This window comes from Stenotrophomonas sp. STEN023 (assembly GCF_056760135.1).
The window spans coordinates 25050-40757 of record NZ_JBRREF010000045.1; the positions used below are offsets into that span (position 1 = coordinate 25050).

General features: G+C 65.4%; 14 protein-coding genes. 5 read left to right on the top strand and 9 right to left on the bottom strand.

Annotation, left to right across the window (positions count from 1 at the left end; translation table 11 throughout):
* Window positions 1–190 precede the first annotated feature (190 nt).
* The 6 genes from ACVOLV_RS13520 to ACVOLV_RS13545 all read right to left on the bottom strand — a co-directional run bounded on the left by ACVOLV_RS13520 (window position 191) and on the right by ACVOLV_RS13545 (window position 7956).
* Entirely contained in the window at window positions 191–1348 is a 1158-nt protein-coding gene (locus tag ACVOLV_RS13520; RefSeq protein ID WP_481554850.1) for an HlyD family secretion protein, read from the bottom strand.
* Window positions 1345–3009, bottom strand: coding sequence for an MFS transporter (locus ACVOLV_RS13525; protein ID WP_481554851.1), 1665 nt, complete (start codon window positions 3007–3009; stop codon window positions 1345–1347). Before ACVOLV_RS13525 ends, ACVOLV_RS13520 begins: the two co-directional genes overlap by 4 nt.
* Window positions 3006–3560, bottom strand: a complete 555-nt coding sequence (locus tag ACVOLV_RS13530) for a TetR/AcrR family transcriptional regulator (protein ID WP_481554852.1) — start codon at window positions 3558–3560, stop codon at window positions 3006–3008. The genes ACVOLV_RS13525 and ACVOLV_RS13530 overlap by 4 nt, the downstream gene beginning before the upstream one ends.
* Window positions 3561–3635: 75 nt before the next feature.
* Window positions 3636–4847, bottom strand: a complete 1212-nt coding sequence (locus tag ACVOLV_RS13535; RefSeq protein ID WP_481554853.1) for an MFS transporter — start codon at window positions 4845–4847, stop codon at window positions 3636–3638.
* Window positions 4844–5272, bottom strand: a complete 429-nt coding sequence (locus tag ACVOLV_RS13540; RefSeq protein ID WP_481554854.1) for a MarR family winged helix-turn-helix transcriptional regulator — start codon at window positions 5270–5272, stop codon at window positions 4844–4846. The genes ACVOLV_RS13535 and ACVOLV_RS13540 overlap by 4 nt, the downstream gene beginning before the upstream one ends.
* A 485-nt stretch (window positions 5273–5757) precedes the next feature.
* Window positions 5758–7956, bottom strand: a complete 2199-nt coding sequence (locus tag ACVOLV_RS13545; RefSeq protein ID WP_481554855.1) for a TonB-dependent receptor — start codon at window positions 7954–7956, stop codon at window positions 5758–5760.
* Window positions 7957–8095: 139 nt separating this feature from the next.
* Between ACVOLV_RS13545 and ACVOLV_RS13550 the strand changes: the two genes are divergently transcribed.
* Together ACVOLV_RS13550 and ACVOLV_RS13555 are read left to right on the top strand one after the other, a co-directional pair.
* Window positions 8096–8512, top strand: coding sequence for a MerC domain-containing protein (locus tag ACVOLV_RS13550; RefSeq protein ID WP_481554856.1), 417 nt, complete (start codon window positions 8096–8098; stop codon window positions 8510–8512).
* A gap of 105 nt (window positions 8513–8617) precedes the next feature.
* Window positions 8618–8797, top strand: a complete 180-nt coding sequence (locus ACVOLV_RS13555; RefSeq protein ID WP_481554857.1) for a 30S ribosomal protein THX — start codon at window positions 8618–8620, stop codon at window positions 8795–8797.
* 111 nt (window positions 8798–8908) lie between these two features.
* Here ACVOLV_RS13555 and ACVOLV_RS13560 read toward each other — a convergent pair whose 3' ends face one another.
* From ACVOLV_RS13560 to ACVOLV_RS13570, 3 genes are all read right to left on the bottom strand, one after another.
* On the bottom strand, window positions 8909–10156 hold the full coding sequence (locus ACVOLV_RS13560) for an alkaline phosphatase family protein (RefSeq protein WP_481554858.1): 1248 nt from the start codon (window positions 10154–10156) through the stop codon (window positions 8909–8911).
* A 112-nt stretch (window positions 10157–10268) separates the two neighbouring features.
* Window positions 10269–10781, bottom strand: a complete 513-nt coding sequence (locus ACVOLV_RS13565; RefSeq protein WP_481554859.1) for a methylated-DNA--[protein]-cysteine S-methyltransferase — start codon at window positions 10779–10781, stop codon at window positions 10269–10271.
* Window positions 10778–12268, bottom strand: coding sequence for a DNA-3-methyladenine glycosylase 2 family protein (locus tag ACVOLV_RS13570; RefSeq protein WP_481554860.1), 1491 nt, complete (start codon window positions 12266–12268; stop codon window positions 10778–10780). Before ACVOLV_RS13570 ends, ACVOLV_RS13565 begins: the two co-directional genes overlap by 4 nt.
* A 165-nt stretch (window positions 12269–12433) precedes the next feature.
* Here ACVOLV_RS13570 and ACVOLV_RS13575 point away from each other — a divergent pair, with 165 nt between their 5' ends.
* The 3 genes from ACVOLV_RS13575 (at window position 12434) to ubiM (ending at window position 15561) form a co-directional block, all read left to right on the top strand.
* Window positions 12434–13591, top strand: a complete 1158-nt coding sequence (locus ACVOLV_RS13575; protein ID WP_481554861.1) for a COG3904 family protein — start codon at window positions 12434–12436, stop codon at window positions 13589–13591.
* 79 nt (window positions 13592–13670) lie between these two features.
* Window positions 13671–14237: a DUF4019 domain-containing protein gene (locus ACVOLV_RS13580; RefSeq protein WP_481554862.1), complete on the top strand. Its 567-nt coding sequence runs from the start codon at window positions 13671–13673 to the stop codon at window positions 14235–14237.
* Between the two features lie 145 nt (window positions 14238–14382).
* Window positions 14383–15561: a 5-demethoxyubiquinol-8 5-hydroxylase UbiM gene (ubiM, locus tag ACVOLV_RS13585; protein ID WP_481554863.1), complete on the top strand. Its 1179-nt coding sequence runs from the start codon at window positions 14383–14385 to the stop codon at window positions 15559–15561.
* Window positions 15562–15708: the final 147 nt, after the last annotated feature.

The window sequence follows — 15708 nt, forward strand, 5'->3', positions numbered from 1 at the left end:
TGAGCCGTTGCTCCCTCCCTTGCGTAGCAGGGGAGGGTTGGGGAGGGGTTGGCTTTTGGGGCTTTACCGGCAAAGCCCCTGCCGAGCATGGCTAGGCGCTACTGCTTTAGCCCCCTCTCCCGTTCGCGGGAGAGGGGTTGGGGTGAGGGCGGCTTTCGTCGAGAAAGCCCCTGCCGAGCATGGCTCGGCACTACCGCTGTTGCTCTCTCCCTTGCGCAGCAGGGGAAGGCTGGGAAGGGGTTGGGCTTTGCGCGGGCGCCGCTGCTGTATCCACTTCCACCACTACCGACATGCCTGGGCGCAGGCGTGCGGCCAGGGCCTGATCGGGATCGATGGCGATGCGGATCGGCAGGCGCTGAACTACCTTGGTGAAGTTGCCGCTGGCGTTGTCGGGCTTGAGCACCGAAAACTCCGAGCCGGTGGCCGGCGCGATCTGCTCGATGCGACCGGTCAGCTTCTTGCCCTGGAAGGCATCAACGCTGAACGTCGCCGGCTGGCCGATGGCCATGTTCCAGGTCTGGCCTTCCTTGTAGTTGGCCACCACCCACAGCGTGTCCGGCACCAGGAACAACAGCTGGCTGCCGGCGGTCACGTACTGGCCAAGCCGCACGCTCGCTTCCGATACCTGTCCATCGCGCGGCGCCTTGATCACCGTGTTGTCCAGATCGATCTTTGCCAACTCCAGCGCGGCTTCAGCCATGGCGACCTTCGCCTCCAGGCCCTTGCGTGCAACCTGGGTGGACGTGAGGGTCTGCTCGGCGATATTGATCGCGGCACGCGACTGCGCAACACCGGCGCTTGCCACCTGCGCGGAGGAGCGCAGCTTGTCGCGGTCGCTGTTGGATACCAGTTGCTGTGCGGCCAGTTGTTCGTAGCGCTGCAGTTCGGTGTGGCTGCGCTGCTGCTCGGCCTGTTCGGCCGAATAGTTGGCGCGCGCCGAACTGATCTGGGCGCGGTTCTGCGCCTGGCTCTGGTCGGAGTTGGCCAACTGTGCGCGCGCATCGTCCAGCGAGGCCTGGGCCTGGTCCACCTTCTGCTGGTAGATGCGGTTGTCGATGCGCAGCAACGGCTGGCCCTGTTTGACGTGGTCGAAGTCGCTGACCAGTACCTCGGTGACATAGCCACTTACCTGCGGTGCGAGCACTGTCACCTGGCCGCGCACATAAGCGTCATCGGTATGCATGCGTGTGCTGGTGAACGGCCACAACTGCCAGGCGCGCAGGATCAGGGTCAACCCGAGCAGGGCGATGACGATCATCACCACCACGCTGGCGCGGCTCGGACGGTTGTACTTGGATACCGGTGTGGGTGCCGGTGTTGCTGCAGTCTTCTCGGTCTTGTTGCTCATGTTTCTGCTCGTTTGTTCTGGGTCCCGGCGTGGTCACGCCGGATCACCTGCCTCACACGGGGATTGCGCAGCGTCACTTCCAGCAGCAGCCATGTCAGGAAGCAGATCGCCACCCAGCCGCTGAAGGCGAACACATCATTGAACGCACGCACATTGGCCTCACGCTTGGCCGTGGCTGCCAAGGCAGCGCTGGCCTGTGCCCTGAGTTGTACCGGGTCGGTGATGACGCGCGCGTAGGCTTGCTGCTGCAGTTGCAGCCGACGTGCCACCTGCGGGTCGGCTGGATTGAGCTGGCTGACCAATGCAGTGGAATAGATGTGCTCGCGGTGCAGTTGGAAGCTGCTCAGGAAGGCCGAGCCGGCAAGGCTGCCGAAGCTCTGCGTCAGCGACAGGATGACGATGAAGGACACGATGTGGTCCAGCCCACGCGCCATCGCCTGGCGTATGCCCATCAGCATCAATGGGCCCATGAACATGCCGCTGCCGACCGCAGCGAAGAACTGGCTCAGCGCGAAGTCCATCGGCCGGTCCATGCTGGTGCGGTGCTGGTCGAGGAAGGCGGCAGCGCCTAGCAGGATGATCGAGACCAACAACTGCGGGATCAATGCCTTGGGGCCGAAGGTCAGCGCACCGGCGGCAATGCCGACCAGCACGCCGATCAGGATCACCCCGAACAGCGGCGCCATCTGATCCGGGCCCATGCCCAGCGCACGCATCATCGAGATCATGCCGTAGGACTGCTCGTTGGTGAGGAAGCGGATCAGGAACGCACCAACAATGAAGCGCAGCATCACCGGCCCCATCAGCCAGCGCACCTGCAGCAGCGGATTCCGGCGCTGATGCTCGATGCACAGTCCGGTGGTGATCAGCACCACCGCGGCGGCCAAGGCCCAGCCCAGCCACGGTGAGTCGAACCACCAATGCAGGTAGCCCTGGCTCAGTACCACCACCAGCAGTGCCAAGCCGGGTGCCAGCAGCGCGAAGGTCAGGAAGTCGGTGCGCTCGAAGACCTTGATCTGGATGCCGGGCGGCAGCTTCAACACCACCACCGCGGCGAACGAGCACAGCGCCAGCCCGGCCTCGAACAGATACAGGTTCTGCCACTCGCCGTGATCCAGCAGGCCGGGCGACAACAGCCAGGCCAACGGCACCGCCAACTGCGACAAGCCGACGCCGACCACCAGCAGGTTGCCCACGTATTTGCGTGGCAGCGCCTGCAGCATGTACAGCGTGCCCAGCGTGGTGCAGGCGGCACCGGCGAAACCGCTGCCTGCGCGCACCAGCAAGGTGGTCGTGGTGCTGCCGACAAACAGGTGCAGCACCGCCAGTGCGGCGTAGGTGCCAAGGCCAATCTCGGCGAACAGGCGGATGCCGTACTCCTGGCGGAACTTGAACACCAGCAGGTTGGCGCTGACGTTGACCATCAAATAAGCGGCCACCAACCAGTTCGCCTCGCTGGCCTGCAGCCCCATCTGCCCGGTGATCAAGGGCAGGTTGGCGCTGATCAGCGCATTGCCCAGCCCACCGGTGATCGCCACCAGCACCGCCACTGCGGCATACGCCGCACGCCGGTACGGCGGGTGCCAGGGCATCGACGCCGAGCCGGGCAGGGCGGGTTTTTCGTGCTCCTCCCAGTCTGGAATGGGCTTGAGTGGCTTCATGTGCGTTCCGCCAGGCCGGGACGCAGCAATTCAATCGCACGCCGTGCGAGGGTGGCGCGATCTTCCGCAGTGCGTCCACGCAGTGCGGCGCCAAGCATGCTGGAAATCAAGGAGATATCGGACAGTTGCAGGTCCTGGCGACATAGCCTGGCCGCCTTGGCCCGCAGCAGGGCAGGCTCGGACAGGCTGAGGATGCGCTCGCGCGCGGCCTTGATCGCTGGTTCGTCCGGATCCACCGCGCGCCAGTAGTCCGCCAACGCCGGCGAGTGCACGATGCGCCTGGCCATGCCGACGATCAGCTCGAACAAGGCGTCATCGCGCTCGCCCAGTTCCTGCACATGTGCTTCGATCTTCTCCACCGTCCGTTGCAGCAACGCCTCGATCAACGCGGTGCGGTCAGGGAAGTTGCGGTACAGCGTGGCGCGGCCCACACCGGCCCGTTCCACCACCAGATCAAGTGGCGCGGTGATGCCGTGCTCGCCGAACACGGCATCGGCCGCATCCAACAGCAAAGCACGACGCGCAGCGGCATCGGAGCGTATGGAAGTCATGCGACATATGATCCGGACAAAAATGTCCGGTTTCAATGCTTGGCATGAAATGGAGGCTAAACGGCTCCGATTCGTTCAGCTTGCGACCGCTTGCTTGTGCAGCCGTGCTTCGCGGATGGGCAGGTTGACCAGGGCGGCGGCGATGGCCAAGCCCATGTCGGCGTACCACATCCAGCTGTAGTCACCGCCGTATTCCAGCGCCACGCCGCCGAGCCAGGCGCCGAAGAAGGCGCCGATCTGGTGCGAGAAGAGCGTGAGGCCGAACAAGGTGCCCATGTGACGCGGCCCGAACAGCTTGCCAACCAGTCCGGCGGTGGGCGGAACCGTCGCCAGCCAGGTGAAGCCCAGTGCCGCGGCGAAGACATAGAACGTCATCGGCGTAGGCGGCGAGACCAGATAGACCGCGATCAACACGGCGCGGCTGAGGTACATCCAGAACAACAGCCACTTCATGCGGAAGCGCTCGCCCATCGCACCGATGATCAGGCTGCCGGCAACATTGAACAGGCCGATCAGGGCAATCGACACCGACGCCACATTCGCCGACAGCCCGCATAGCGCGATCTCACCAGGCAGGTGGGTAACCAGGAAGGCGATATGCACGCCACAGGTGAAGAAGCCCAGGTGCAGGCACCAATAGCTGCGGCTGCGTGCGGCGCGCTGCAATTGTGGACGCAATGCATCACCGTCAGCAGCGCCTTCCACACGCGGCGCGCGCTTGCGTAGCGGCCATGCCAAGGGCAGCGACAGCAGCACGATGAAGGCCAGCGCATACAAGGCCTTGATCCAGCCGAAGGCGCTGAGCAGGAGTTGTACCAGTGGTGCGAACAGGAACTGCCCGAGCGAGCCGCCGGCATTGATGATGCCAGCGGCCATCGAGCGCTTCTGCGCTGGAATGCGCCAGGCAGTGGCGCCGATCAGCACTGAAAAACTACCGGCACCGGCACCGGCGGCCAGCAGCAGGCCGAAGCTGAGATTCAAACCCCAGGCACCGGGCAGCAGGGTTGCCGCGAGCAGGCCGATGGCCAGCAACAAACCGCCGCCGACCAGTACCGGCAGAGGGCCGCGCTGGTCGGCCATCGCGCCGAAGAAGGGCTGCACTGCACCCCATACGAACTGGCCGATCGCCAGCGAGAAGCTGATCTGGGCGATGCCCAGCCCGGTGGAAACATGGATGGGGTCGATCAGCAGGCCGCTGGTCTGGCGCACGCCCATGGTGACCATCAGGATGCTGGACGCAGCCAGCAACAGCAGCCAAGGCGTGCGGGTGGGGGCTTGGGTGCTCATGCCGGGTGTCCTTGGTCCAGGGCCTGGGTGAGTGCTTCGAGCTGTTGGTTGAGCGTGGTCGTGCGCGCGCTGCCAAAGCGTGCTTCAACTTCCTGCTGCGCCTGTTGCCAGAGCGGGAGGGCTTTCTGCAGGCGGCGCTTGCCGGCAGCGCTGATCTGCACCTGGCGCTGGCGCGAGTCTACGCCGGGCGCGGTGTTGAGAAGGCCTGCTTCCAGCAGTGGCTTGAGGTTGCGGGTAAGGGTGGTGCGGTCCATGCCCAGCGCGTCGGCGAGCTCGCCCAGCGGCCGCGGCTGGCTGGAGCGGCGCAGGATGGAATAGGCGTTGAGGCTCAGCTCAGCGGCGGCCAGATGGCGGTCGTAGACCTGGGAGACGCGGCGCGCGGCGCGGCGTAGCTGGAAGCAGGTGCAGGGGCTGGAGGCGTTCATCGGCTTGTGGGGCAGGGCGATGGGCTGGAGTTTATGTGCATATGCACGTAAATGCGAGTTGTGGTTGCTGGCTAAGCCGGTGCTTTGTGCGTTTCGCTTTTCGTTTTTCGTTTTTCGCTTTTCGCTTTTCGCTCTTCGCTTTGGCTTTGGCTTTGGCTTTGGCTCTGGCTGTTGCTGTTGCTGTTGTTGTTGCTGTGCTCTTCCCTTCTCCCGCTTGCGGGGGAAGGTGCCCGAAGGGCGGATGGGGGGCTTTTGACTTGGCTTCGGCTGTACTTGAGTTTGTTTCAACGCAACTGGTTCTGCGCGCAGCAAAAAACCACCTTGCGGTGGTTTCTTTGTGCGCCTGGGTTGTTGAACGGGAAAGTCAGAAGCAGAAGCGGAACCAGGTGCAGAAGCAAAAGCTTGCCCTCACCCCTGCCCCTCTCCCGCAGGCGGGAGAGGGGAAAGCAGGAGCAGGAGCCAAAGCCAAAACCTGCAGCAAGCCCTTAAAACCAGGCGCGGATGCCGAACGCCACGCCACGGCCCGGCAGCGGCGAGTAGTCCCGCAGCAGCGACGTATGTGGGCGTGCCTCACGATCGGTCAGGTTGCTGCCATCGAGGAACACTTCGTAGCTGTTGCTGCCATTGCGGTCCCAGCGATACGCCACATGTGCGTCCACCAGCGTGTAACCGGCACTGGCTTCCTCGTTCTCGGCAACATCCTTCTGGCTGCCATAGCGTACGGCACCCAGCGAGGCGCGCCAGCCACCCAACGACCAGTGCAGGTCTGCACCAACACGGGCCGGGGCGATGCGCGGCAGGTAGCCGCCATTGGCCAACTCGACGTTGTAGTTGTGCGCGTGGTCGCCATGCGGCACTGCGATGGCGACATTGCGGCTGCCGCTGCCATCCAGCTCAGCCTTCACGTAGTCACCGAATACACGCAGGTCCCAATCGCCGGCCACGTTCTCCAGCATGTGCCAGGTGGCTTCTGCCTCGGCGCCCTTGAAGGTGGCGTCGTTCTGGGTCCAGGTGCGTACCGGCAGGCCGCCTTCGACCACGCCGGTGTCGGCCAGGTAGATGAAGTCCTTGAACTTGGTCTGGTAGATCGCTGCCTGCAGGTCGAAGCGTTCATTGTGCGCGTGCAGGCCCAACTCGACGCGACGGCCGCGCTCGGTGTCCATGTTGGCGTTGCCGATCTCCAGCGAACGGGTGGCGATGTGCGCGCCAGCGGCGTACAGCTCTTCGTTGGTCGGTGCGCGCTCGGAGGCGTCCACGCCGAAACGCAGGTCGAAGGTGTCGTTCAAGGCCCAGATGCCCGACGCCGACAGATTGGTCGCACCGAAGCTGCGGTTGCGCTGGGCGTCATTCGGATCGAGCTTGACCCGGTCATGGCGCGCACCCAGTTCCAGTTTGAACGGCCCGAACTGCTTTTCCTGCAGCACGAATGCGCCAATGGTGTCGGTGGTGGTGCCCGGCACGAAGGCTTCTTCACCGGTGGCACCGAAGTCGCTGCTGCCGAACTGCACACCGAACGCACCGTCCCAACCGGCCAGCGGCTGCTGCACGGCTTCGACGCGGCCTTCAAAGCCCTTGTTGGTGAAACGGGTGGACGGCGTGCCGGCTTCCAGTTCGGTGTGCTCGTAATCGGTGTAGCCACCGCGCACGGTCAGGCTCTTCAGGAACGAGGTCGGGTTGTACAGGCCGCCCTTCAGGTCGAAGCGGTTCTGCACCATGTCGATGCGCACATCGTGCTCGTCGCCTTCCTCGGCATCGCCGTGGTCGTGGTCATCGTGGTCATGGTCGTGATCATCGTCGGCATGCACGTGCGCGCCGTTGGGGATGCCGTAGTTGCTGCGATAGGTGCCAAGCGAGGCGCCCAGGAAGCCGCCTTCGCCGAACCAGGTGGCACCGACGCCGCCGGCACGGGTACGTACCGAGCTGTTGTCCAGGCGACCGCGGGTGCCGGCGTCTTCGTCGTGGGCGTCATGATCGTCATGGCCATCGGCATCCAGCGCATGCGGGTCGATCGCGTAGCCGGGGATGCGGTAGTCATCGCCGTTGCGGATCAGGCCGTCGACATGCAGGACCAGGTTGTCGCCGCTGACGCCGTCCAGGCGGAACATGCCGCTGCGCTCATTGTTGACGGAATTGCCGCGTACTTCGGCACGGCCGCTGAGCGGGCGATCCGGCACTTCACTGGCAATGCGGCCGTCGACCACGTTCACCGCGCCGCCGATCGCGCCGCTGCCGAACAGCAGGGTAGCCGGGCCTTTCAATACTTCGATCTGGTCCGCCAGGAAGGGCTCGATGGCGGAGGCGTGGTCGGCGCTGACGGTGGAGGCGTCCATGTTGCCGACGCCATTGGAGACCACCGCCACGCGCGGGCCTTCCTGGCCACGGATGATCGGGCGGCCGACGCCGGGGCCGAAGAAGGTGCTCTGCACGCCGGGCAGCTTGGCCACGGTGTCGCCCAGGGTGCCGGACTTGTGCTCGTCCAGATCGGTGCCGGCCAGCACTTCAACCGGACGTGCCAGCGACTCGGCCGAACCCTGCAGCGGCGAGGCGGTGACCTTTACCGCGCTCAGTTCTGTCAGGTGATGGCTTTGGCTGGCGTCGTCATCGGCAGCGCTGGCAACCACGGGCAGGGCGGCCATCAATGCAAGGAACAGCAGGTGATGCTTGTTGCGGCGGGGAAGGGACATGAGGCTCTCTCTGTTACTGTGTATCACTTGGATGGCAATCTGAACCGAAGGCGGCAAGGGGGTTGGCGCAAGCGGTTAGGGCGGGGAGGACGATTATGTTATATTATTCCATAACGTTCCGTCGCCCCTGCTGGAAGTCATGCCCATCCCACCTACCGGACTACGCAAATTCCTCGATCGTTTTGGTGCCACCGGGTCCCTGATCTGTGCGGTGCATTGCGCGTTGTTGCCGGCCCTGCTGGCGGCAGCCCCGGCACTGGGGTTGTCGTTCTGGCTCAGCGATGGGGTAGAGGCCACCATCGTCATCTTCGTGACCGTGCTCGGTCTGTTCAGCCTGATCTGGGGTTATCTGCGTCACCGCGCGCTGATGGCCTTGTTGCTGCTGGTGCCCGGCCTGCTGCTGCTCTGGGCCGGTCTGCTGAATTCGGAGCTGCATCATTCGCAGGTCCCGCATGCCGTGGTGATGACCTTGGGCGGCGTGCTGGTGGGCTTGGCGCATGTGGTCAACCTGCGCTTGAACCACGTGCATGTGCATGACGCCAGCTGCGCACATTGAGGGGCGCATGGTAGGCTTCCTGTCCATGCGCGAGGGCGCTTGTTGTGGCCTCGCCAAACCCGTGCATGCACGGGGTAACTGATTACAAACCAAGGAGTTGACGACATGGGTAAGGGTGACCGTAAGACCGCCAAGGGCAAGCGCTTCAACGCCAGCTATGGCATTTCGCGTGCGCACGTGAGCAAGGTGGCCGTGGGCGCAGCTGCGCCGGTTGCCAAGAAGACTGTCGCCAAGGCTGCTGCCAAGAAGGCTGTTGCCAAGAAGACCGTCGCCAAGGCCGGCTGATCCAGCCAGGTAGTGGCAACAGGAAAGCGGCGCATTGCGCCGCTTTTTTTGTGCCTGCGGTTTGTGCGTCAGGCAACGCTCCCGGGTGCGCTTGCGCTTGGCCGGGTTACCTCAGTCTGACTGGCGCAGGGCTTGCTGCAAGGCCTGTGGGTCGCCGTCGTTGGGCTGGGCCGGGATGCCGATCAGCCGGGTCAGCAGCGGGTAGACGTCGACGTTGTCGAACGCGGTCAACTGTTTGCCCTGGGCAAACGCCGGACCGCGTGCGACGAATACCGCCTGCATCGAGGGCAGCGCCGGATCGTAGCCGTGCGAGCCGCGGTCACCTGGTGAGCGCTTGGCGATGCTGTCACGGGGCAGCGCGTCCCAGCCTTCCTGCATCTGGCAGACGATGGCCGGTATGCGCGGATTGCTGCCGTAATGCCAGCGCGTGGGTAGCTCGGCCTTGTTCCAGCACTGGTAATGCGCATGCTCGCCGAGCAGTGCTGTTTCCGCCTCCGCCTGCTTGCCGGGCAGCGGCGCAAAGCCCACCGATTGCCCGACCGAGACGGCCTTGGCGATAGCCGGTGCCACCATGTCTTCAATGGCGACAGCGTTGCCGTATTTGACCGTTGCCATGCCGTGGTCGGACACCACGATCACATTGGTGTGGTCGAGCAGACCGTCGCGACGCATGCCGTCGACCAACTGGCCGACGGCGGCATCCACCTGTTGCAATGCCGCGGTGTACTCAGGCGAGTCCGGGCCGTGCGCGTGACCGGCCTTGTCCACCTGTTCCATATAGGTAGCTACGAAGCGCGGTTTGATCGCGTCCGGCTCGCCATGCAGCCAGGCCAATACCTGGGTCATGCGTTCGGGCAGCGGCACGCTTTCGTCGTACATCCGCCATTGATTGGCATGCAGGCCGCGCACCGGTGCTTCGCTGCCCGGCCACGACCAGGTAGCGCTCTTCAGGCCGGCCTTGCGCACGCTCACCCAGATAGGCTCGCCGCCATCCCACCATGCCGCGTTCTGCACGGCGGCGCGATCGCTGACCTTGAAGTCACCGAGCGCATCGGCGCTCATCGCGTTGTGCACCAGGCCGTGATGGTCCGGGCGCAGGCCGGTCACCAGCGTGTAATGGTTGGGGAAGGTGAGTGAGGGATAGGAAGGACGCATGCCGACGCTACGCACGCCTTCGCGTGCCAGGCGCATCAGGTTGGGGCTGTCGGCATCACTGAGTTTGTCCGCGCGCAGGCCGTCGATGGAAATCATCAGCACGGTGGGCGGAGTGTCCGCTACGGCGGTGGGCGAGGGCGTGGTGGCGCAGGCTGCGAGCAGCGCACAGGCCAGTGCAGTGGCCGAGATACGTAGAAAAGTCATGCCGCCATGATAGGCCGGGCCGGTGACCGTACAAATACAACCTTAGGCATGTTGCCAATGGATCGGGGCAAGCAGCCCGGGTAAGCAAAGCGCACCCGGGGAGCCGGCACACTCAGCCAAACAGGTCCGCCACCCGCTCACCTTCGCTGGCTACTCCTTCCAGTTTCAACAGCGCAGCCTTGGTCGGCAGCCCACCACCGAAACCGGTCAATGCGCCGTTGTTGCCGATCACCCGATGACACGGCAGCACGATCGGCAATGGATTGCGGCCGTTGGCAGCACCGACCGCGCGCGTGGCAGTTGGCCGGCCAATGCGTTCGGCAAGCTGCCGGTAGCTCCAGGTCGCACCAAACGGGATCTGCGCCAGCGTATGCCAGACCTGCAGCTGGAATTCGGTGCCCACCGGTGCCAGCTCCAGCTGGAAGTCCTGGCGTTCGCCGCGCAGGTATTCCAGCAACTGTCGACGCGGTTCGGCAACGGCATCCGCATCGCGCTGCCAATGCTCGCGACCCTTGGCGTCGTGGCGGTTTTCGGCGAACAGGATGTGACGCACGCCGACCTGGTCGACGGCGACGGTCAGCGCGCCGATGGGGCTGTCGAAACGGTCGTAATAGAGGGTGTTCATGTGCTGGCCTCCGTAGCTGCCTTGGAATTCTTTCTTTCGCTAGGCACTGCCAGGTGCCATAGATGCAACACGGCGTAGGCGCGCCATGGTCGCCAGAGTTGCGAGCGACGCTCGGTCTCGCGCTCGCTCAGGCGCTGGCCTTCGCCCAGTACCTGCTGCAGCACCAGGTCGCCGGCAGGGAAGGCGTCGGGCAGGCCCATCGCCCGCAGCGCCATGTAGTGCGCGGTCCATGGGCCGATGCCGGGCAGGGCGGTTGCCTTCTGCACGAAGCTTTCCAGCGTCTGCGCACGGCTGAAGTCCAGTTGGTTCTCGGCGCAGGCGCGGGCGATGGCGCGCAGGGTGGCGGCGCGGGTGCGCGGCAGGCCGATGCTCTCCAGCTCCGCGTCGACCAGCGTTGCCGGTGCCGGGAACTGCCGGTCCAGGCCTTCGGGCATGCCGGGCAGGTGCTCGCCGAAACGGTCGACCAAGCGCCGTGCCAAGGTGGTGGCGGCAGCAACGCTGACCTGCTGGCCGAGCACGGCGCGTGCGGCGACTTCGAAGCCGTCCCAGCCGCCGGGAATACGCAGCCCCGGGCGTTCGGCGATGCCACGAGCCAGTAGCGGCTCCTGCCCCAGGGTGGCGTGGACGGTGCGCAGGTCGGCATCCAGGTCGAAGACCCGGCGTACCTTGGCGACGATGGCGGGAATGGCGCGCGGGTCGGTGGTGCCCAGTTGCAGGCGCAGCTCCGGGCGCTTGGGGTCGGCGGTGACGCGGATCAGGCTGGCCACGCCATTGGCGACGACCACCCGCTGGTAGCTGCTCTCATCGATGCACTCGATGCCGGGCAGGGAACGCCTGCGCAGGAAGGCCAGCATCAGCGGGAAGTCCAGCGGTGGCCGGTAGGCCAGGCGCAGTACCGGCTCGCCGCCGGCCACCACGCCATGCTGCTTGCGCAGCGCGCTCGGCGGCATGCCGCAGCCTTCAAGGAAGGCGCTGTTGAAGCGGCGCAGGCTGTTGAAGCCGGCCGCCAGCGCGATCTGGGTCACCGGCAGGGCGGTTTCGGTCAGCAACTGCTTGGCCAGCAGCAGGCGTCGGGTGGTGTGCAGCTGGGCGGGCGTCGCGCCGAGCCTGGCCACGAACAACCGTTGCAACTGGCGCGCACTGATCCCCATCGCCTCGGCCAGCGCGGTCGCGGGTTGCTCCTGCAGGATGCCTTCATTGAGTAAGGCCAATGCCTGATGCAGGGTCTGGTCCTGCAGCAGATTGGCGTCATCCGGAGACAGTTCTGGGCGGCAGCGCAGGCAGGGCCGGTAACCGGCGGCGCTGGCAGCGGCCGCGCTCGGGTAGTAGCTGACGTTCTCGGGCTTGGGCGGCGGCGCCGGGCAGACCGGGCGGCAGTAGATGCCGGTGCTGCGTACAGCGGTGAAGAACAGGCCATCAAAGCGCGCGTCGCGGGCCAGGCGGGCTTGTTCGCATTGCACGTGGGCGGGCATCAGGAGGTTCTGCATGGGCCAAGTCTAGGCGCGGTAGGCGATGGTTACTGGCCATTTTCGGACATCAATGCGTGTGACGCTGTGTTGATTCACCGGACGTTGCAGCATGGAGGGTGTTGCGCACTAGACTGTCCACCTCCCTGGCGCCGCTGCGCCGTAGTACGGACCTGATTGCTCTCCATGTTGCCCAAGTTCTGGTGGTCGCCGTTGTTGTGCGTCGGGCTGTTGGCCTGCAATCCGCAGACGCAGGACAAGAAGCCCGTGGCCGATCCCTCGGCCGCGCTCGCCGCCGATGGCGACCACATGGTGTCGATCAACGCCGCTGATGCGCCAACCCCACCGGCACCGGTATTGCCGGCCAAGGACAAACCCTGGCCTGAGCTGGTGTTGGAGAACGGCAAGGCCTGGGTCAGCTGTGGCACCGACTATGCAGGCGAGAGCGGCGACGGCACCGAGCTGGCGTCGCTCGACCGCGCCAGCATGGACGCGGCCCTTGAACCCTGCAAGGAACGCGGCCTGCTGCGGGTGCGTTATGCAGGCAAGATCAATCCTTCATTCGCGGCGATGGTGACGCGTCTGGCGGTGGTCGCCGATGCCATGAAGATCAGCAAGCGCATCCTCGACCTGGACTCCAGTGGCGGCCAGGTGGAGGCGGCGATCGTGGCCGGCGACAGCATCGGCGAGTCGGGCTGGACCATATGGGTGCGCGAAGGTTCGGTCTGCCACAGTGCCTGCGTGTTCGTGCTGGCGGCCGGCGACAACCGTTTGATCTCCGGCAAGGTCGGCATCCACCGCATGATGCGCATCAGCTCCACCGCCAGTTCGCGTGCTGAGTTGAACAAGGAGCTGCACGAGGTCTATGACAACGTGAAGGACTACCTGCAGCGCAATGGTGTGGCTGTGGGCGTTGCCGACCTGATGATGACCGTGCCCAACCGCAGCCTGCGCGTGCTGACCAACGACGAACTCAAGCAGTACGGGCTGGACGGCACCAATGCGGTGCAGGACGACCTGGAGCGGATCAAGCAGATGCGCAAATGCGGCGACGACTTCGTGCGCCGCAAGGATTCCTTCCTGATCGCCTTCGACCGCGAGTGCAAGGTGGAGGGCGCCGATCTGGAAGCGGTCAACCGCTGTGGCCAGGCGCTGAAGGAGCAATTCGGTTTCCCGGATGAGGTCTGCCCGGAGGAAAGCCCGTTGTCCGAGATCGACACCGCGATGCTCGAGCCGATGCCGACCAGCATCCCGACCGGTGCTGCGGCTGCTGTTGCCGCGCCAGCACTGCTGGCTGCACCCGCAGTCAGCGCGCAGGTGAGTGCGGCCGGCACACGTAAATGAACACTCAGGGGGATGCGGAACATCGCAAACCGTGATTGGATTGGCGTTCCGTTCAACTGAAAGCGTCATGGAGAGAGCTATGCGATCCAGTTGTTTGTTGATGGTGCTGTCCCTGGCCGTACCGGCCGCAGCTTTCGCGCAGGCGCCTGCAGCGGCTCCTGCGACAACGCCCGCGCCGGCGCGCGCTGCGACACCGGCAGTCCCGGCCCCGGCGTCCGCCGCCGCCGCACGTCCGGTACCGGCGCTCAGTGCGGCGCAGCAGGCGCAGGTGGCCAAGCAGGATGCGGAGATGACCGCAGCGGCCCAGCGTGTAGCGCAGCTGGTGGATGGTCAGCAGGCTGCCTCTGTGTGGGACGGTGCCTCGGCTGTGGCGCGCAAAGCGGTGACCCGTGATGTGTTCGCCAACAACGTCAATGCTGATCGTGCCAAGCTCGGCGCGCTGGTGTCGCGTGGCAAGCCGTCGATCACCCGCGTGCAGTACCCAGCGGGCGCGTCGGTGCCGGAAGGCATCTATTTGAACGTCAGCTTCCCGACCCGCTTCGCCAACAATGCGCAGCCGGTGCGTGAGCTGGTCTCGTTCCGTCTGGATGAGGACAAGGTGTGGCGCGCCTCCGGCTACAGCGTGCGCGCAGCCTCGGCCAACTGAGCGCTACTGGCGCCAAGGCAAAGCACACGGGCGCCGCAGGGCGCCCGTTGTGTTTGCGGGCTGATTGCCGCATGCCTGATCTGGATCAATGAATCCTTACACCGGCCTGCTTACCCTGCCTGCGGTAGGCATAACGGAGTGGCACATGCGCAAGGTGGATGTGGTGGTGGTGGGAGCCGGCCCGGCCGGCTTGAGTCTGGTCCGCAGCCTGGCAGGCAGCGGATTGTCGCTGGCGTTGATCGAGCAGCAGCCGCTGGCAGCGCTGGCCGAGCCGACCTTCGACGGGCGTGAGATCGCGCTGACCCACGCTTCGCGGCAGATCATGCGCAGCATGGGCCTGTGGCAGCGCATCGATCCGGCTGAGATCTCGCCGCTGCGCAGTGCCAAGGTCATGAACGGCAGCTCGCCGTTTGCGCTGGGTTTTGCAGCGCAGGGCGAGGGCGTGGATGAGCTGGGTTGGTTGATTCCCAATCACCTGATCCGCCGCGCTGCCTGGGAGGCGGTGCAGGGCCAGGCCGGGCTGGAACTGCTGGATGGCCGCTCGGTGACCGCGATTGATGCCGGCGAAGCCTTCAGTACCGTGACCTTGAACGATGGCAGCGAGCTGGCCACGCGACTGGTGGTCGCCGCCGACAGCCGCTTCTCGGCGACCCGGCGGATGATGGGTATTGGTGCGCAGATGCGTGACTTCGGCAAATCCATGCTGGTCTGCCGGATGCAATGCGAACGCCCACACGAGCACGCGGCCTGGGAATGGTTCGGCTACGAGCGCACCTTGGCGATGCTGCCCTTGCCGGGTAATCAGGCCTCGGCAGTGATCACCATGCCGCCGCGGCAGCTGCAGCAGTTGCTGGAGCTTGATGAGGCCGCCTTTGGGCGAACCGTCAGTGGCTTCTTCGAACGCCGCCTGGGTGAGATGACCCCGGTGGGGACGCGCCACGCCTATCCGCTGGTCGGCGTGTACGCGCACCGCTTTGTCGGCAAGCGCTATGCCTTGATCGGCGACGCGGCGGTCGGCATGCACCCGGTCACCGCGCACGGTTTCAATTTCGGCCTGCAGAGCCAGCAGCGGCTGTCGCGGTTGATGCTGGAAGCGGTTCGCGGCGGTGGCGATATTGGTGCCGATGGCGTGCTGGCCAATTACCAGCGTGGGCATCGGCTGGCGACACGGCCGCTGTACGAGGCCACCAATGCGATTGCCGGGCTCTACAACGACAGTCGCTTGCCGGCGCGGTTGCTGCGTGGCGCGGCATTACGGGCCGCGCAGGGCGTGGTTCCGTTCAGGAAGTTGATTGCCGGGCATCTGACCCAGGCGCGCGCGTAGCAGGGGGCTCGCGGGTTTGCCGGATTGTGGGGGGCGCGGGGGTCCCCCACCCCGGGGGGGGGTGAGCGAGCGAACGACGGTAGGGTATCGAGGGGTGACCCCCCCCCACAAGCAGGCGCGGGGGGGGGGGGGGGGGGGGGGGGAGGG